Annotated in this window: 12 protein-coding genes; 7 read left to right on the top strand and 5 right to left on the bottom strand. The window is 60.7% G+C overall.

Features of this window, described 5'->3' with window-relative positions; all coding sequences use genetic code 11:
• From HMPREF2842_RS04095 to HMPREF2842_RS04085, 3 genes are all read right to left on the bottom strand, one after another.
• Positions 1–1,197 (bottom strand): alpha-glucosidase (locus tag HMPREF2842_RS04095; protein ID WP_070642898.1); only part of this gene is annotated, 1,197 nt, incomplete at its 3' end.
• A 126-nt stretch (positions 1,198–1,323) separates the two neighbouring features.
• Positions 1,324–3,138 (bottom strand): glycoside hydrolase family 13 protein, encoded by a 1,815-nt coding sequence (locus HMPREF2842_RS04090; RefSeq protein ID WP_049346416.1) that lies wholly within the window; start codon positions 3,136–3,138, stop codon positions 1,324–1,326.
• A gap of 73 nt (positions 3,139–3,211) precedes the next feature.
• The gene (locus tag HMPREF2842_RS04085) at positions 3,212–4,090 is read right to left on the bottom strand and encodes an endonuclease/exonuclease/phosphatase family protein (RefSeq protein WP_049346414.1); all 879 of its coding nucleotides are present in this window, start codon (positions 4,088–4,090) and stop codon (positions 3,212–3,214) included.
• A 417-nt stretch (positions 4,091–4,507) separates the two neighbouring features.
• Between HMPREF2842_RS04085 and HMPREF2842_RS04080 the strand changes: the two genes are divergently transcribed.
• The 5 genes from HMPREF2842_RS04080 (at position 4,508) to HMPREF2842_RS04060 (ending at position 12,171) form a co-directional block, all read left to right on the top strand.
• Entirely contained in the window at positions 4,508–6,145 is a 1,638-nt protein-coding gene (locus HMPREF2842_RS04080; protein ID WP_049353733.1) for an alpha-glucoside-specific PTS transporter subunit IIBC, read from the top strand.
• Between the two features lie 318 nt (positions 6,146–6,463).
• Positions 6,464–7,210: a MurR/RpiR family transcriptional regulator gene (locus HMPREF2842_RS04075; RefSeq protein ID WP_246823180.1), complete on the top strand. Its 747-nt coding sequence runs from the start codon at positions 6,464–6,466 to the stop codon at positions 7,208–7,210.
• A 97-nt stretch (positions 7,211–7,307) separates the two neighbouring features.
• The gene (locus HMPREF2842_RS04070) at positions 7,308–7,766 is read left to right on the top strand and encodes a cell shape determination protein CcmA (protein ID WP_070642894.1); all 459 of its coding nucleotides are present in this window, start codon (positions 7,308–7,310) and stop codon (positions 7,764–7,766) included.
• 111 nt (positions 7,767–7,877) lie between these two features.
• Positions 7,878–11,876, top strand: coding sequence for a DEAD/DEAH box helicase (locus HMPREF2842_RS04065; RefSeq protein WP_070642891.1), 3,999 nt, complete (start codon positions 7,878–7,880; stop codon positions 11,874–11,876).
• Entirely contained in the window at positions 11,869–12,171 is a 303-nt protein-coding gene (locus tag HMPREF2842_RS04060) for a P-loop NTPase family protein (RefSeq protein ID WP_141752176.1), read from the top strand. Before HMPREF2842_RS04065 ends, HMPREF2842_RS04060 begins: the two co-directional genes overlap by 8 nt.
• A gap of 90 nt (positions 12,172–12,261) precedes the next feature.
• On the opposite strand, the gene HMPREF2842_RS04055 is transcribed toward HMPREF2842_RS04060, so the two are convergent.
• Together HMPREF2842_RS04055 and HMPREF2842_RS04050 are read right to left on the bottom strand one after the other, a co-directional pair.
• Positions 12,262–12,447, bottom strand: a complete 186-nt coding sequence (locus HMPREF2842_RS04055; RefSeq protein ID WP_005505091.1) for an FmdB family zinc ribbon protein — start codon at positions 12,445–12,447, stop codon at positions 12,262–12,264.
• Positions 12,448–12,687: 240 nt separating this feature from the next.
• Positions 12,688–13,347 (bottom strand): 5-formyltetrahydrofolate cyclo-ligase, encoded by a 660-nt coding sequence (locus tag HMPREF2842_RS04050; RefSeq protein WP_246823179.1) that lies wholly within the window; start codon positions 13,345–13,347, stop codon positions 12,688–12,690.
• 333 nt (positions 13,348–13,680) lie between these two features.
• Between HMPREF2842_RS04050 and galU the strand changes: the two genes are divergently transcribed.
• Both galU and HMPREF2842_RS04040 read left to right on the top strand, forming a co-directional pair.
• A complete protein-coding gene (gene galU / locus HMPREF2842_RS04045) occupies positions 13,681–14,589 on the top strand; it encodes a UTP--glucose-1-phosphate uridylyltransferase GalU (RefSeq protein WP_070642885.1) in 909 nt (302 codons plus the stop codon).
• Between the two features lie 321 nt (positions 14,590–14,910).
• The coding region (locus HMPREF2842_RS04040; RefSeq protein WP_070642883.1) for a hypothetical protein at positions 14,911–16,161 on the top strand (1,251 nt) is incomplete at its 3' end.

Genomic DNA, 16,161 nt, shown 5'->3' with positions numbered 1-16,161 from the left:
GTTGGTCATGCCCAGCTCTTCACCCTGGTAAATGTACGGGGTGCCCTGCATGAAGTGCAGAGTGGTCGCCAGCTGCTTAGCGGACAGGGTGCGGAACTCATCCGAATCGTTACCGAAGCGGGAGACAACGCGCGGCTGGTCGTGGTTGTTCCAGTACAGCGAACCCCAGGCGTTACCCTCCAGAGTGGTCTGCCAGTCGTTCAGGATGCTCTTGAGCTCGGTCAGCTTGTACGGTGCGTAGGACCACTTGCCGCCCAGCTTGCCGTTCGGGTCGTTATCCACGCCCATGTGATCGAAGTGGAAGATCATGTTCAGCTCACCGGTGTGGTAGCCAGCCCACAGCTTAGCGTCCTCGGGGCTGGTCGCGCTGGTCTCGCCCACGGTCATCACGTCGTAGCGGCTGAAGGTCTCGCGGGTGAGCTCCTTCATCCACGGGTGCACCATGGTGCCGTTAGAGATAACGAACGGAATCGAGGAAGTGTGCTTCTCAAAGTCGGTGGAGGGGTCATCCGGGAAGCCCTCGGGCTTGGAGATGATGTTGATAGCGTCCAGACGGAAGCCATCAACGCCCTTGTCCAGCCACCAGCGGACCATGGAGTACAGGTCCTCGCGAACCTTCTCGTTCTCCCAATTCAGGTCGGGCTGCTCCTTGAAGAAGATGTGCAGGTAGAACTGGCCGGTCGCCTCATCCCACTCCCACGCCGGGCCACCGAACTCGGACGCCCAGTTGTTCGGAGGAATCGGGTTGCCGTCCTCGTCGAAGCCCTTGGGGTCGCGCCAAATGTAGTAGTCGCGGTAGGGGTTGTCCTTGGAGGAGCGAGATTCCTTGAACCAGGGGTGCTCATCGGAGGTGTGGTTGGCGACCAGGTCCATCAGGATCTTGATGCCGTGCTTGTGGGCGGTCTCAAGCATCTCGTCGAAGTCTTCCATGGTGCCGAAGTCACTCATGATGGCGAAGTAGTCAGAGATGTCGTAGCCGTTATCCACGTTCGGCGAATCGAACACGGGGGAGAGCCAGATGACGTTGATGCCCAGCTTAGCCAGGTAGGGCAGCTTCTCGGTGATACCCTTCAGATCGCCGATGCCGTCGCCGTTTGCGTCGTTGAAGGAGCGGGGGTACACCTGGTACACCACGGCTTCCTTCCACCACTGGCGGCCCTCGTAGGAGGGAACCTCGTATGCCTCGGAGTTGCTCATAATTGCCTTTCTGTACCGGCGGGTTACGCCGAAGAGGAAAAAGGTGTCTGTGATTGAAGTATAGGGCGAGGGGGACCGGAATGTCTGTGCCGGATCCCCCTCGCGCATTACATTTTTGGGGCGTGCCTACTTAGCGTTACCGAAGAGGTAGACCTTCGCCTCGTAGGGGCGCAGCAGGGTGCCTTCGTCGGTGAACTCGCGGTTCTCATCGCGGTAGTTCGAGCTAATCAGCTTCGGGGTGTTCTCGATTGCCTTCAGCTCAGTCGGGGAGAGAGCCTGCGAGTTGGTCAGCACCACCGAATCCAGGTTGCCGCCCGCGTAGTTCAGCTGCACGGTGTCATCGGTGAAGTTGGCGACGACCAACAGGGCGCGCTCGCCGGTTGCAGCGGCGTCCTCATCGGAGTTCACGCGCAGGTAGGCGTAGACCTGGTTATCCTCTTCATCCAGGAGGCGGTACTCGCCGGTCAGGATGATCGGGTGCTCGCGGCGCAGGCTAATCAGGTCGCGGTAGTGGTAGAACACCGAATCTGGGTTAGCCAGCTCTGCTTCTGCGTTGATTTCGGTGTAGCGCGGGTTCAGCTTCAGCCACGGGGTGCCGGTGGTGAAGCCTGCGTTCTCACCGGCGGTCCACTGCATGGGGGTGCGTGCGTTGTCGCGGCCGGAGGCACTGATGTAACGCAGCATGTCCTCGGCGGAGACGCGGCCCGACTCTTCAACGTACTTGCGCCAGGAGTCGTGAATCTCCAGGTCGTTGTAGTCCTTCACATCGTCGAAGAAGACGTTGGTCATGCCCAGCTCTTCACCCTGGTAGATGTAGGGGGTGCCCTGCATCAGGTGCAGTACGGTGCCCAGCATCTTGGCGCTGACGGTGCGGTACTCGGGGGAGTCGTTACCGAAGCGGGAGACGGTGCGCGGCTGGTCGTGGTTGTTCCAGTACAGGGAGTTCCAGCCGCGACCGTGCAGACCCTCCTGCCAGTGGGTGAGGACCTTCTTCAGGTCCACCAGGTTGAAGCGGCGGTCGGACCACTTGCCGGTCACGCCACCCTCGGAGGCGTCCACATCCATGTGCTCGAACTGGAAGACCATCTGCAGCTCGTTGCGGTCGAAACCGGTGTAGAGTGCGGCGTCGTCCACGGTCACGCAGGGGGTTTCGCCCACGGTCATGACCGGGTACTTGCTCAAGACCTCGTGGTTCATCTCCTGCAGGAATTCGTGCACGCGCGGGCCGTTGGCTGCGACAGCCAGGGAGTTGTCGAGGCCGCCAGCGAGGACTGCCGGGTCCTCGGGGAAGGAGAGGTCCTTAGAAATCAGGTTGATGACGTCCATGCGGAAGCCGTCCACGCCCTTGTCCAGCCAGAAGCGCATGATGTCGTAGACCTCTTCGCGGACCTTCGGGTTTTCCCAGTTCAGGTCGGGCTGCTTGATGGAGAAGTAGTGCAGGTAGAACTGGCCGGTCGCCTCGTCCCACTCCCATACGGAGGGGCTGAAGCAGGAAATCCAGTTGTTCGGCGGGATCGGCTTGCCGTCCTCGTCGAAGCCCTTGGGGTCGCGCCAAATGTAGTAGTCGCGGTAGGGGTTGTCCTTGGAGGAGCGTGCCTGCTTGAACCATTCGTGCTCGTCGGAGGTGTGGTTGACGACCAGGTCCATCATGAGCTTGATGCCGTGCTCGTGCGCGGTTTCGAGCAGCTTGTCGAAGTCTTCCATGGTGCCGAACTCGGTCATGATGGCACGGTAGTCGGAGATGTCGTAGCCGTTATCGTCGTTCGGGGACGCGTAGATGGGGGAGAGCCACAGCACCTGAATGCCCAGGTCGGCGAGGTACGGAATCTTCTCGGTGATACCGGGCAGGTCGCCGATGCCGTCGCCGTTGGAGTCGTTGAAGGAGCGGGGGTAAATCTGGTAGACAACGGGTTCCTGCCACCACTGGGTCTGGGTCGTCATTGTTCTTCCTTCCCTTGGTATGGATGAGTGTTGTGTGGTGCCGCTCTGCGGGCGGCTAACGTCTGATGCCCCTTTAGGACTGGCTGGTGAGGGGCGTAAGGAGGCTCTCCGGCGCCCAGCTGGAGGGGTCAATCTCTAGCAGCAGGCCGCTGTGGTCGGAGATCGCCTCGGGGGAGTTGTCACGGAAGACAACCGCGTGGGATACCACGTCGACCAGGCGGTCAGCGAAGACAAAGTCGATGCGCTTGGCATCCGTGCTACCTTCCCAGCCGGCGATTTCGCGGTGGACGGTGTTCTCGCCGTCGGTGTGCTCCGCTAGGGATCGGGTATCCACCATGCCGCTGGAGGTGACCAGCGCGTAGCCTTCATTGCTCAGATGTGCTGCGGAGTTGAAGTCGCCGCCGAGCAGTACCGGTGCGGTGCGGGCGCACTCGGCAAGCTCCTGCGAGAGGTGTGCGTATTCCTGCGCGAAGAGGGGCTCGCCGTCGAAGTCCCACCAGGACATGTGGGTGGTAGCGCACCAGAAGGTGCCCGTCTCAGTTTCGATGAGCGTTGCCTGTGCTGCGCGGCGCTGCACCTGGTGGTAGCCGTAGCCGGGGGACATATTGATGGGCTTGATACCGCGAATCGGCAGGCGCGAGAGGATAGCTACGCATTCGTCGTAACGGTCCCAACCGATGTGGGTTTCGGTGAGGGTCCACTCGTAGGTTGCGCCCATTTCGTTGAGTGCCTGCACGAGCAGCAGGGCGTAGTTGTCTTCGCGGACCGGAACGCCGGCGCCGCCGCGGTAGTTGAGGGGCTCCTTCACCACGGGGGTGGAGGTGAGCTGGTTGACTTCCTGCAACGCAATGACGTCCACCTGCTGTTCAATAATGAACTTGGCGAGGGTACGGATCTTGGCAATCTGGTGGATTTCGCACCAGCTGTGCGTATTGAGGGTGAGGAAGCGCATGTATTAAGTCCGGGGTATGTGTGAGGTTGAAGAATGATATGCGCACCGCGTATTGAGGTGGTGAGTGTTTATGCACTCTGACCTATGGGTGCACTGTTTATGCTATCGATTCTGTGCGCTAGGTAATAGGGAAAAAGTCTCATCTGCAGCAAGTATTTTTAACCAGTGCCGGGATATGTTTCAGGTTCTGAAAAACTCTTTCAAAACTCACAGTTTTGGTACCTGCGGGTAGGTATGACCTGGCATTATTAGTTCTGTCTAAAACACATTCGGCATTTAGCGCACGCAGAATATGTGGCACCCGTCTCATATACTTTCGTTTGAGGGTATAAAGATACGGTGTTGCCACCGCAGACCGGCAACGATCGCCGGCACCTGCGTCCGCTCACTCGACAACCCGAAAGGGCGTATAGCCTCATGATGGAAAAAGTACAGAGGTTCGGCTCTGCCATGCTGGCACCCGTTCTTCTCTTCGCATTCGCTGGCCTCGCGGTCGGTATTGCGATCATTGCACAGAACGGCGATCTGATCCCCCTCGCAGCTGATAAGGAAAGCGCGTGGAACCACTTCTGGTCTGTTTGGGAGTCCGGCGCATGGACCGTCTTCAACCAGATGGAACTGCTCTTCGTGATCGGTCTGCCCATTGCACTGGCAAAGACCGCTAACGCACGTGCAGTGATGGAAGCTGCAATGGTCTACCTGACCTTCAACTACTTCGTCGGCACCATGCTCAAGGTATGGGGCAAGGGCGGCACCGGTTTCTTCGACCTGGACTACACCACCGACATCTCTAAGAGCGCGGCAGGTACCGGTCTGAAGATGATTGCCGGTATCAAGACCATGGACACCGGTATCTTCGGTGCCATCATCATCTCCGCAATCGTGGTGTGGGCACACAACCGCTGGTTCGACAAGAAGCTGCCCGACTTCCTCGGTATCTTCCAGGGTTCCCAGTACGTCTACGGCGTCTGCTTCTTCCTGATGATGCCCGTGGCATTCCTGTTCTCCTGGCTGTGGCCCTACGCTCAGCACGGCATCTCCTCCCTGCAGGGCTTCTTCATCGCATCCGGCGCACTCGGCGTGTGGGTTTACACCTTCCTCGAGCGCTTCCTGATTCCGACCGGTCTGCACCACTTCATCTACTCCCCGTTCGTCTTCGGTAATGTTGTTACCCCGAACGGTATTGCTAAGGACTGGCCGACCCACCTGACCGAGTTCGCAAAGAGCGACAAGCCCCTGAAGGAACTGTTCCCCGGCGGCGGCTTCGCACTGCACGGTAACTCCAAGGTCTTCGCACCCATCGGTATCGCAGCGGCGTTCTACACCACTGCTCGTCCCGAGAAGCGCAAGGAAGTTCTCGCTCTGATGATTCCCGTCTGCCTCACCGCGATCCTGATCGGTATCACCGAGCCCCTCGAGTTCACCTTCCTGTTCCTGGCACCCCCGCTGTTCCTGGTCCACGCAATCCTGGCAGCATCCATGGCAGCAATCATGTACCAGCTGGGTCTGGTTGGTTACATGGGTGGCGGTCTGCTCGACTTCCTGTTCCAGAACTGGATCCCGCTGTGGGCAAACCACTCCGGCACCTACCTCATGCAGATCGGTGTGGGCCTGTGCTTCACTGTCCTGTACTTCCTGATCTTCCGCTTCATGATTCTGAAGTTCGACTTCAAGACCCCCGGTCGTGAAGAAGACGGCGGCGAGACCAAGCTCTACAGCAAGGCAGAGTACAAGGCAGCTAAGGCTGCTGAGAAGAACGGCGGCGCTGCTGCTGAGTCCGCTGACGGCGACCTCTACGCACCCCGTGCAGCTGGCTTCCTCGAACTGCTCGGTGGCGCAGAGAACATCACCACCGTGAACAACTGCGCAACCCGCCTGCGTGTCTCCGTTGCTGATGAGTCCCTCGTCAGCCCCTCGGATGCAGACTTCAAGAACGCAGGTGCTCTGGGCCTCGTCCGCAAGGGCAAGGCATTCCAGGTTATCGTCGGTATGGACGTTCCCCAGGTTCGCGAGCGTTTCGAGACCATGGTGAACGAAGCTAAGACCCTCTCCTAAGAGACTTCAGCTTTCAACCGCCTGACGGTATGATGCCTCATAAGGTATAGACTTCGCCGGCGGTATCGGATAACACCGATGCCGCCGGCGAAGCTGTACCCGGGCGCGTGCCTGGACACATGCCCAGCTCAAATCTGTACGAGACCCCACTCAAAGTGAGGGATGACCATCCCCACCCACCCTGGCCGATGACCCTAGAGCGTGTACTATTTATATATTGCTCACCATCGGATTCAGGAGCTTTGAGTGGATTTACAAGACGTCGTGAATGCGAACCAGCACCGGTTCAGTGAAACTGAACGGGAAATTTTGGCATTCATGCTAGAAAATGAAGAGTTCGTTGCGGAGTCAACGATCAACTCTTTGGCACATAAAACGTATACTTCGACCAGCTCAATTATTCGCCTGACGAAGAAGCTGAACTTCTCCGGATTTGCCGAGTTGAAGTACTTCATTAAGTCCTCTCTGAACCGCAGCGAACCCTTCAACCCGCGGTTCATCGAGAGTGGCCGCGAAGACATTCAGCGCACCTACGACTACCTCGAGCACATGGAACTGAGCGGACTGCTCAAGCGCATCCATGAGGCTCGCACTGTGTACTGCTTCGGTACCGGCTACGCGCAGCGCAACGCCGTGCAGGAATTTACCAAGTCCATGCAGGTATGCGGTAAGTTCTGCCAGGTCATCCCGGCACGCAATGAGTTCGAAAGCGCCATGAACAATATGACCCAGGACGACGTGGTCATCATTGTGTCCTTCTCCGGTCAGACCGAGAACATGCGCGAACACATTAAGATGCTGGCGCTACGCCGCATCCCCATGATTGCGGTGACCGCCATTGGTGTGAACTACATGTCCTCGCACGCCGAGTACTCCCTGCACTACCAGACCACCCCCACCCAGATCAGCACCCAGCGTAAGCCCTACTACTCCTTTGTTGCGCTGTCGGTGCTGCTGGACTACATCGTGCGCCGCTACATTGAATTCGTTGAGAATGAGCGCCGCGAGTCCCTGCAGGACCAGGTGGACGACGCCCTCAACGCTGGGGACGAAACCGACGCCTGACAAGGCATTACTGTGCCCGCCTGTGCCCACCTGCTTCTTCACTCACTCCTCCTGAATCCGACCGAATCCGCCTGAGACCATCTGAAAGAGACACCCTGTGACCGCAATTTTCGCGCTCATCGAAAACACCGAGAAGATGCGTAAGTACCTGTTCTGGTACCTCATGATTATCCCCGCGCTGCTACTGCTGTGGATTGCTCTGGGCGCAGCGAACTCCCAGATGGACTTCCAAGCAGCCCTGAAGATTCCCTTCTTCACCGTGGCATTCCTGAACGCCTGCCTCAGCCTGCTGCTGGGCGGCACCCTCAAGTTCGCGGGCGCGGAGAATGAACGCACCGAACGAGCCTACGCCCTGTACCTGACCATTCTGCTGGTCATCATCGGTAACCTGCCCGGCGCGATTCTGAGCTTCTTCCTCTTCCGCTCCCTGCGCTTCGGCAACCTGGAAGGCGAGCTGGCGCCCAAGTACCGTTGGGCGCTTCTGCCCGCCCTGGTCTTCTACGTACTGGTGACCGTAGTGCTGCTCGTCGCCAACATCGCAATGTGGTCGAAGTAAGCACGTAGGAAAAGACAGCAAGCACGCAGGCGCGCACTGACACCCGCCCCGCTTGAAGCACAGCATGAGGCACACCGGGCAGAGGACCCCGGAAGAACCACCATCTTCGGTGTGTACGCGCAAACGTACACCGCACTGACCCACAAGGACACTCACGACGTGAACCAGATTCCCGAGCCTACCGACGCGCAGCACGCACCCGGCACCCCGGCTGATACCGCTCAGCCCGCCGCCGCCGCGACCTCAGCAGAGGAAACCCCCGAAGTAGCCGACGAAATCAACATCGCCGAGCTGCCCGCACACCTGAACCCCGCCCACGAGGACTTCGACCCCTCGGCGGGGCTTGAGCGCTGGGCAGAACAGATGGACGTCTACACCGGCCCCGACGCGATGCTCGACTTCAACCAGGTCGACTACGTGCACATCGACCTGTCCGAGGCGAACCCCTCCGGTCTGGCACAGCTGCTCGCCGGACGCAAGACCCGCCTCTCCACGATCCTGCGCGACAAGTCGCAGCTGGAGGCGGGCATGCGCTCCGCACGCACCCTGCGCACCAAGATTTACGAGCTTGCCACCGACCACGGCCTGGACTCCGGCTACTTCGTGGCGGGTACCGCCTCCTGGCTGTCGCACGACACCCGCGAGGACGCCGCCGCCTACGAGAAGCGCTTCATCGCACCGATTCTCATGGCGCCGCTGAGCATCACCCCGCACCCGAAGGATGACGACTTCGAGCTGCGCCTCGCCGGTTCCGCACGCCTGAACCCGGCAATGGTTCGCCAGATCAAGCAGGAATACGGTATTGACCTAGGCACCATGGACGTGGCGCAGCTGGCAAACTCCATGTCTCGCCTGGACCCCGAGCCGGTTATCGAGCGTATGCGCGCCTCCGCCGGTCGTATTCCGGGCATGACCATCGAGTCGAAGTACTTCATCTCCACCTTTGCTGACCTGAAGGAAAGCCTGGGCGAGCTGCCGCACACCGCCATCACCCCGCTGGTTCGTGACCTGGCGGCACTGAAGGTTCCCGGCGTGAAGCCGCGCGAGCTCAACGCACACAACCTGCAGCAGCCCCTGGACCAGCGCGACCCGGCAGAAGAAATGCTCCTGCTGGACGCTGACGCGAACGCCCAGGAGATTATCGACACCGCGGTCAGCGGCTTCTCCTTCACTATCACTGCGGCACCCGGCACCGAGCCGTTGCGCACCGCCGTGAACATTGCATCCGCGCTGATGGGGCGCGGTAAGTCCGTGCTCGTCGTGGGCGAGAAGCGCTCTACCCTGGCTGAATTCTCGGCACTGCTCAAGCGCACCGGCATTGAGAGCCTGCGCTACGACCTGCTCGCCGAGCACGACTCCGAGGCTCAGCGCGCCGAATTCATTCGCGCCATTGTGCGCAACGAGAGTGCCGAAGAACCGAACTCCGAGGACCTGAACGAAGAGCTCGTAGCGACCCGCGCCGCCCTGCTCGACCACACCCGCGCCCTGCTGAACAAGGACTCGAACTGGCAGATTTCCGTCTACTCGGCGCTACAGCGTCTGGCTGAGCTGACCGCCTCCGAGGACGGCCCGGCAACCCGCGTGCGTTTTGACCGCCCCATGCTCGACTCGCTCATGGAGCGTGAGCAGGTGCGCGCCGACCTGGTGCGCCTGGGCGAGATTGACGGTTTTGCGTCGGCTTCGCGTACCTCCCCGTGGTACCGTGCCCGCCTGGTCAATGACGAGGAAGCCGCCGAGGCGTACGCCCTGGTCATTACCCTCAAGTCCTCCCTGCTGAACCTGCGCGAGGCGATGAACCGCACCAGCGCTATGCTGGGTCTGCGCCGCGGCCGCACCATCTCTGAGTGGGAGTCGCAGCTGGCGATTCTGATGCGCATCCGCGAGACGCTCAAGCGTTTCCGCGCGGACGTCTACGACCGTCCAGTGACCGACCTGATTGCTGCGACTGCATCCGGTTCGTGGCGCCGTGAGAACGGCATCGAGATGAGCAGTATGCAGCGTTCCCGCCTGCGCCGCGCGGCTAAGGAGTACATCCTGCCCGGCGTGAATATCGGTGACCTGCACGAGCAACTGAAGGTGGTTCAGGCGGAGCGTGCCGAGTGGATTCGCCACATTGAGGCACCCCGCACCCCGCAGATTCCGGAGAACCTGGATCAGCTGGCTGCCGCCCTGAACTCCCTGGTGTCTGAGCTGGCGGGTCTGGGCATTGTTCTGACGGACACCATCGAGGGCACCGACTTCGTGCGCACCGACCTGGATGCTCTGGATGCGCGCCTGGACGCCCTCATGGCGGACCGCGTGCTACTCATGACCCTGCCTGAGCGTGACGCCCTGACCCAAAAGCTGCGTGAGCGCGGCCTGTCGGAGCTGCTCGATGACCTGTATGCTCGTCAGGTTCCGACCGAGGTTGTTTCCGCTGAGCTGGAGCTTGCCTGGTGGCAGTCTGCCCTGGAGTTCTTGCTGCAGCATCACGAGGGTAAGCTGCTGGACGGCGACCGCCTGCGCGATACGGAGTCCCGTTTCCGCCGTGCCGACTACGCCCACATGACCAGCGCCCCGGCGCGTCTGCTGGCGAAGGTTGCGCGCGTGTGGACCGAGCGTATTGAATCCGAGCACGACCAGGCGGCGTACCTGAAGAGCCAGCTGCGCGGCTACGAGTTCGTGCTCGAGGAGCTACTGACTCACGCCCCGGTCATGGCGCGTACCCTGCTTCCGCTGTGGACCGCGAGCCCCTTCGCCCTGGCGCGCAAGGTTCCCGCATCCATGCGTTTTGACACGGTGCTGCTGCTGGATTCTGAGTCGACCCCGCTGGCGGCGAACCTGCCGGCGATTACCCGCGCCGACCAGGTGATTGCCCTGGGCGACCCGCACTCGGGTTACCCCTCGCCGTTCATCGTGTCCGCGCCGACTTTCGGTGCGCCCGAGCCGGCCGACGAGCAGCTGGACAGCACCTTCGACGTGCTCGCTACCGTACTGCCCAACCGCACCCTGGCGATGCTGCACCGCAGCATGGACCCGGTGATTCTGGACTACCTGAACCGTGAGTTCTACGGTTCGCAGCTGCATGCGGCTCCGGTGAGCCGTGCCTCCGCCCAGCCTGCCGGTTCTCTGACCGTTGAGTACATTGATACTCGCGGCAAGGTCAGCGATAACGCGAACCTGGATTCGCCCGGCGTTGAGGTGGAACGCGTCACGAACCTGGTGCTCGAGCACGCGTACCGCACCCCGGACCGTTCGCTGGCGGTTGTGACGGCTAGCCCGAAGCACGCTCAGCGTGTGGCTGAGTCGGTGCGTCACGCCCTGAGCCTGTACCCGCAGCTGGCGCCGTTCTTCGCCGCCGGTGAGGAGTCGTTCCGTGTGGTCGATTTGACCCGCGCTGAGACCCTCGAGCGCGATACCGTGATTTTCTCCCTGGGCGTAGGTCGTGCCCGCCTGGGCCAGGCGTCCTACGATTTGGGTCAGCTGTCTGCCGAACACGGTCGTCAGGGCTTTGTGGTGGCGTTGACTCGTGCCCGCCGTGCCCTGCGCATTGTCTCGTGCATTGACCCGTCGGAGCTGGATCCGCAGAAGCTGCATCATGGCGCGGTGGATTTCTACCACCTGCTGCGTGAGCATGCGGAACGTCAGGCGCGTGAAGAGGTGGAGGCGAAGGCACAGCGCGTACCCGAGACCCTGCCGCGTAACGCGTTCTTGGCGGCTGACGATGCGGACACCCCGGATCTGGGCGACTGGCTGCTCAACGATTTGGTGGCGCGCCTGCAGGCTCACGGTGTGCGTGTGACCCGCGGTGAGGGCGACATCGCTCTGATCGCGCACGCCCCGGAGAAGCTGGCTGCTGAGCCGGTGCCCGCGCTGGGTGTGGCTCCCGTGGTCTCTTCGAACCCGAGCGTTCCGGCGGCTATGCCGCTGGTGGCGTGCTCCGATGGCGAGCCGAATTACGCGCGCGCTTCGGTGCGTGAGCGTACCCGCCTGCTGCCGGAGCGTCTGAGCCGCACGGGCTGGAACTACATCACCCTGGGCACCCTGGAAGTGTTCGCTGATCCGGATGCCGTGGTGGCGCGTGTGCTGCACTACCTGGATATGGATGAGGGCGCTGAGGTTCGTGGCTAGTTATTCGTCAACGCCGAAGCCTCGCCGAGGGCACCGCCGCGTGAGCGGCGGCGGCTCGGTGAGCGGGGCTGAGCCTCTGCTGGTGGGCGTGACGACGCCTCCGGTTGCGGCTTCGGGTACCTCGTCTGCCGCGGGTGCTTTCGCGAAGAAAACCGGCGCTCAGCAACAGAACTCCCAGAAGGCGAGTTCTCAGAAAGCGGCTACTTCCACGCAGCCTCTAACCCCGGAGGAGCGTGAGCGTCTGGAATGGATGCGTCAGCAGCGCCCTCCGCACTGGGGTAACAATATCGTGTAGCGTCTTCCTGCCGGGAGTGCTTCTTAAACGCCGAGGGGCGGGGCAACCTGTGTTGCCCCGCCCCTTGTTTTGGCTGGTGTGGAACCCCGTTTAGGAGTTGCCCTTGTCGGTGCTGTAGAAGCCGGAACCCTTGAAGGTCACGCCGACGGTGTTGTAGCGCTTGCGCAGGGTTTCTTCGCCGCACTGCGGGCAGACGCGCAGCGCATCGTCGCTAAAGGACTGGCGCTGTTCAAAGACGTGGTTGCAATTCTTGCACTGGTAAACGTAGACCGGCATTTTGTCCTTCTGTATCCGTTTTCGCTGGGATGGTTTATTAACGTGGTTTGAGTGTACCGCTTTTGAAACGTTGGGAGCTATTTGCGTTTTCTTCTCAAAAAGCTATTTCTGGTTTCTTTTTGCCTTTTTCCTGAGTGATTTTGTGGGTGTGTCCCGAATATCTTTGTGCTTTTGCAGAAAGATGCGGGGTGTCAATCAGGAGTGAAACGGGCACGAGAGAATCGGGTACTTTTAGACCTGCTAACGGGTGCGGTAGATACCCTGCTCGGTGAGGATGACCGGCAGAATAGCATCCCACTGGTCGTAGGGGACAGCCTCGTAGATTTCGTCGCTGAAGACGATACCGATGCTCTGCTCCTCCAGCTGTTGTGCGCTGAGCAGGGGAATAATGCGGTCGTAGTAGCCGCCTCCCTGACCGAGGCGGTGCCCGCCGGCATCAAAGGCGAGTGCGGGGATGAGGCGCAGGTCGGCGTCGACGAAGGCGCGTTCGTCCTGTTCTTCGCCTTCGGGTTCCGGGATGCCCATGGGGCTGAGCGGATGCTCGACGGCAGGATCCCAGTGCACCCAGGCGAGTTTGCGACCGGGGCGTACGACGGGCACGAGGATGCGGTGTCCGTCCTTGTGCAGGCGGGTTAGTGCTTCGATGATGGGCGGCTCGGACTTGGTGGGCAGGTACGCCGCAATGGTGCCGGGGGAGTGGAGCCGCTGCGCGACCGCCTCGAGGATGTGGGCGGTGAAGAGCTCCTGCATCTGCTGCTGACCGCGTTCGCCGCGGTGGCTGCGCGCGGTGAGGCGGCGCGGGCGGATCTGGGAGCGGAGAATGTCTTTGTCCAGGGAGATGTCGTCTGGGCTGGCGCCGGCGTCGGAGTTGCTGGCGGCGGGTGCGGTGTTGAGGTGCATGGTGTGTCCCATCGTCGTTGCGGGTTGCGGGTGAAGGGGGAGCGTCCCGTAGAGGGAAGGGAGATGTGTTATTCCCGGGCTGAGAGGTATCCGCGAGTAAGGACGAAAACATCCTTGTAGGCTACGAAAATACCCGATTCTGCCGGGGCTGTAGATTCCACTTTTTAGTATAGGGTTTGAGAAAAATAGCGCTGAGTTCTGCGGGGCGCATTTTCTTTGCACGTCGAAGAATGTACTTGCGCGGATATGCAGTTAGTCACGTTGAAGATTTTTTCATGTCATAGTCGCGATAAATCGCCTTAAGTACTTTACAACTTAGGGTATTCTTGTGGCATGGCTACTGAAATTAAGTCTGTTACTAAGGCAGTTATTCCTGCTGCTGGTCTGGGCACCCGATTCCTGCCCGCAACGAAGGCAACCCCCAAGGAAATGCTCCCCGTCGTTGATCGCCCCGCGATTCAGTACGTGGTGGAGGAAGCAATCCGTGCCGGTCTGAACGACGTTCTGATGATTACCGGCCGTAACAAGCGTGCTCTCGAGGATCACTTCGACCGCGTTCCCGTTCTGGAGCAGCAGCTCGCTGAGCAGGGTAAGGACGCCCTGCTAGCATCTGTTGTTGAGACCAATGAGCTCGGTGGCGACCTGCACTACGTGCGTCAGGGTGACCCCAAGGGCCTGGGGCACGCTGTTCTGCGCGCAAAGCGCCACGTTGGTGACGAGGCATTCGCTGTTCTGCTCGGCGATGACCTGATTGACGAGAAGGAAGACCTGCTCTCCCGCATGGTGGAGGTTCAGGAGCGCACCGGCGGCTCCGTCGTTGCCCTGATGGAGGTTCCTCGCGAGGCTATTTCCGCTTACGGCGCAGCTGCTATTGAGGCTGTTGAGGGCGAAGACGGTTTCGTGAAGATCACCGGCCTGGTTGAGAAGCCTGCTGCTGATGAGGCTCCCTCGAACTACGCTGTGATTGGCCGTTACGTTCTGAGCTCGAAGGTCTTCGAGGTTCTGGAGAACACCGCTCCGGGCCGCGGCGGCGAGATTCAGCTGACCGACGCTCTGCAGACCCTGGCTCAGGGCGAGGGTGAAGGCGAAGGCGTCTACGGTGTGGTCTTCTCCGGCCGCCGTTTCGACACCGGTGACAAGCTGTCTTACCTGAAGGCAAACGTTATTCTTGCTGCTGAGCGTCCCGAGTTCGGTGACGACCTGCGCGCATGGCTGAAGGACTTTGTTGCAGAGAACTGCTAATTACTCTGCATCCGCTCTCTGATGAGGGCAACCGATAAATACCAACCACGCTGAGGAAGGCGTTCTTTCCGGTGGGGCGTTTTAGCCCCCATGGGAGGGCGCCTTCCTTTGCGTCGTTCGTGTCCGTTATGCGTGTGGCGTGCTGCTGGGTGAGGGTCCAGAGTGTGTCTTGTGCAGGGACGCGACGACGTCGTAGTGCGCATATTCCTTCTGGGGTATATGCGCATATCCAGCCCGATTCTTGCCGCTTATGGAAAGCATCGGGAATATAAGGGTATGATTAAAGTCTAGGGATAAAGGGACGATAGAGGGCGACCTGATATGACGCTGTTGAACACCTCGGGTGTGTTGGTAATTCTGACCGTGATTTTGCTGCTGTGGTTTGTGCCCAGGAGCCTGCGTCGCGCGCCCGCTGGTCCTTCCGTGGAGCCCGAGCGTCCCTTGATTAGTGCCGAGCGTACTGCGGAGGATATTCTCGCCTCCGCTGGCGTGCTGTTGAATGAGTCGGAGGCGTACCAGTCTTCCGATCACGCGGTGGCGCCGGGTACTTCTCTGCCTTCTTCTGCTCTTCCGCAGGCTTCTTCCCGTTCCTCCCACGCTGTAGAGGATGCCGTTCAGCCTGCCCCGGATACGGCTTCTATTTCGCAGATTCGCGATTCTTCCCCGACTGCTCCCTACACCGATGAAATTCCGGTGGTGGAGGAGCCGAAGCCCTCGCCGCTGTCCTACTTTGATACCTCGAGCCCGAGCGGTATCGCCCTGCTGGTTGCAGCTGGTCTGGGCGTGCTTGCCCTGGTGACCGGTCTTCTGGCGCTCTTTGGTGTTCTGGCGTGGGGTTGGGCTGTTCTCTTCCTGATTCTTGCTGGCGGCGCATGGGCTGTGAGTCGTTTTGGTCTGCTGGAGTCTGTCTCTAACCAGGTCAAGGCGAGCCGCGATGAGCGCCGCGCCAAGGCAGAAGCAGAAGATGCCGAGGGTACTGACGCTGAGGCGTACGAAGAGTCCGACGGCGAAGAAGCTTACGATGACGCTTCCGAGTCGGTAGAGGACTCGGCTGCCGAGGGCTCAGATTCTGAAGCTACTGAAGAGCCTGAGGCTCGCCCCGCAACCCGTGAGGCAGCTGCCTGTAAGCCGGTGCGCGGTGTGAACCGCGAGGCGGCACGCCCGAGCCGCGCGCACATTGCGGTGGACTCCTCTGAAGAGGCACACCAGGCAGAAGCAGCTCAGGCAGAAGCGCCTGCAACATCTGAGTCTTCTCACGCTGCCCGTCCCGTACCTGCTCGTTCTGCCGCCGCTCGTTCGGCGGAGGCGTCCGCGGGTCACCGTCAGGAGCGCCGCCAGCAGCGTCCAAGCCGCTTCCAGCCGATTCGCCGCGGAAGCGTGCTCTTTGACCAGGAGAGCGGTTCTGCTGCTTCCTCCACTGCACCACGTACTGCGGCGCAGCCTCAGCAGGTAGCGCAGGCTCCGGTTGCTCCGGTTACTCCGAGCCAGCCCGTACAGTCCCAGCCTGTTCAGCCCCAGCGCACTCAGTCCGTGCCCTCTGCTCAGCCCGTACAGTCCCAGCCTGTTCAGCCC

Source organism: Rothia sp. HMSC069C10 (assembly GCF_001812205.1).
Lineage (GTDB): Bacteria > Actinomycetota > Actinomycetes > Actinomycetales > Micrococcaceae > Rothia > Rothia mucilaginosa.
This window is presented reverse-complemented; position numbering and strand designations above follow the sequence as displayed.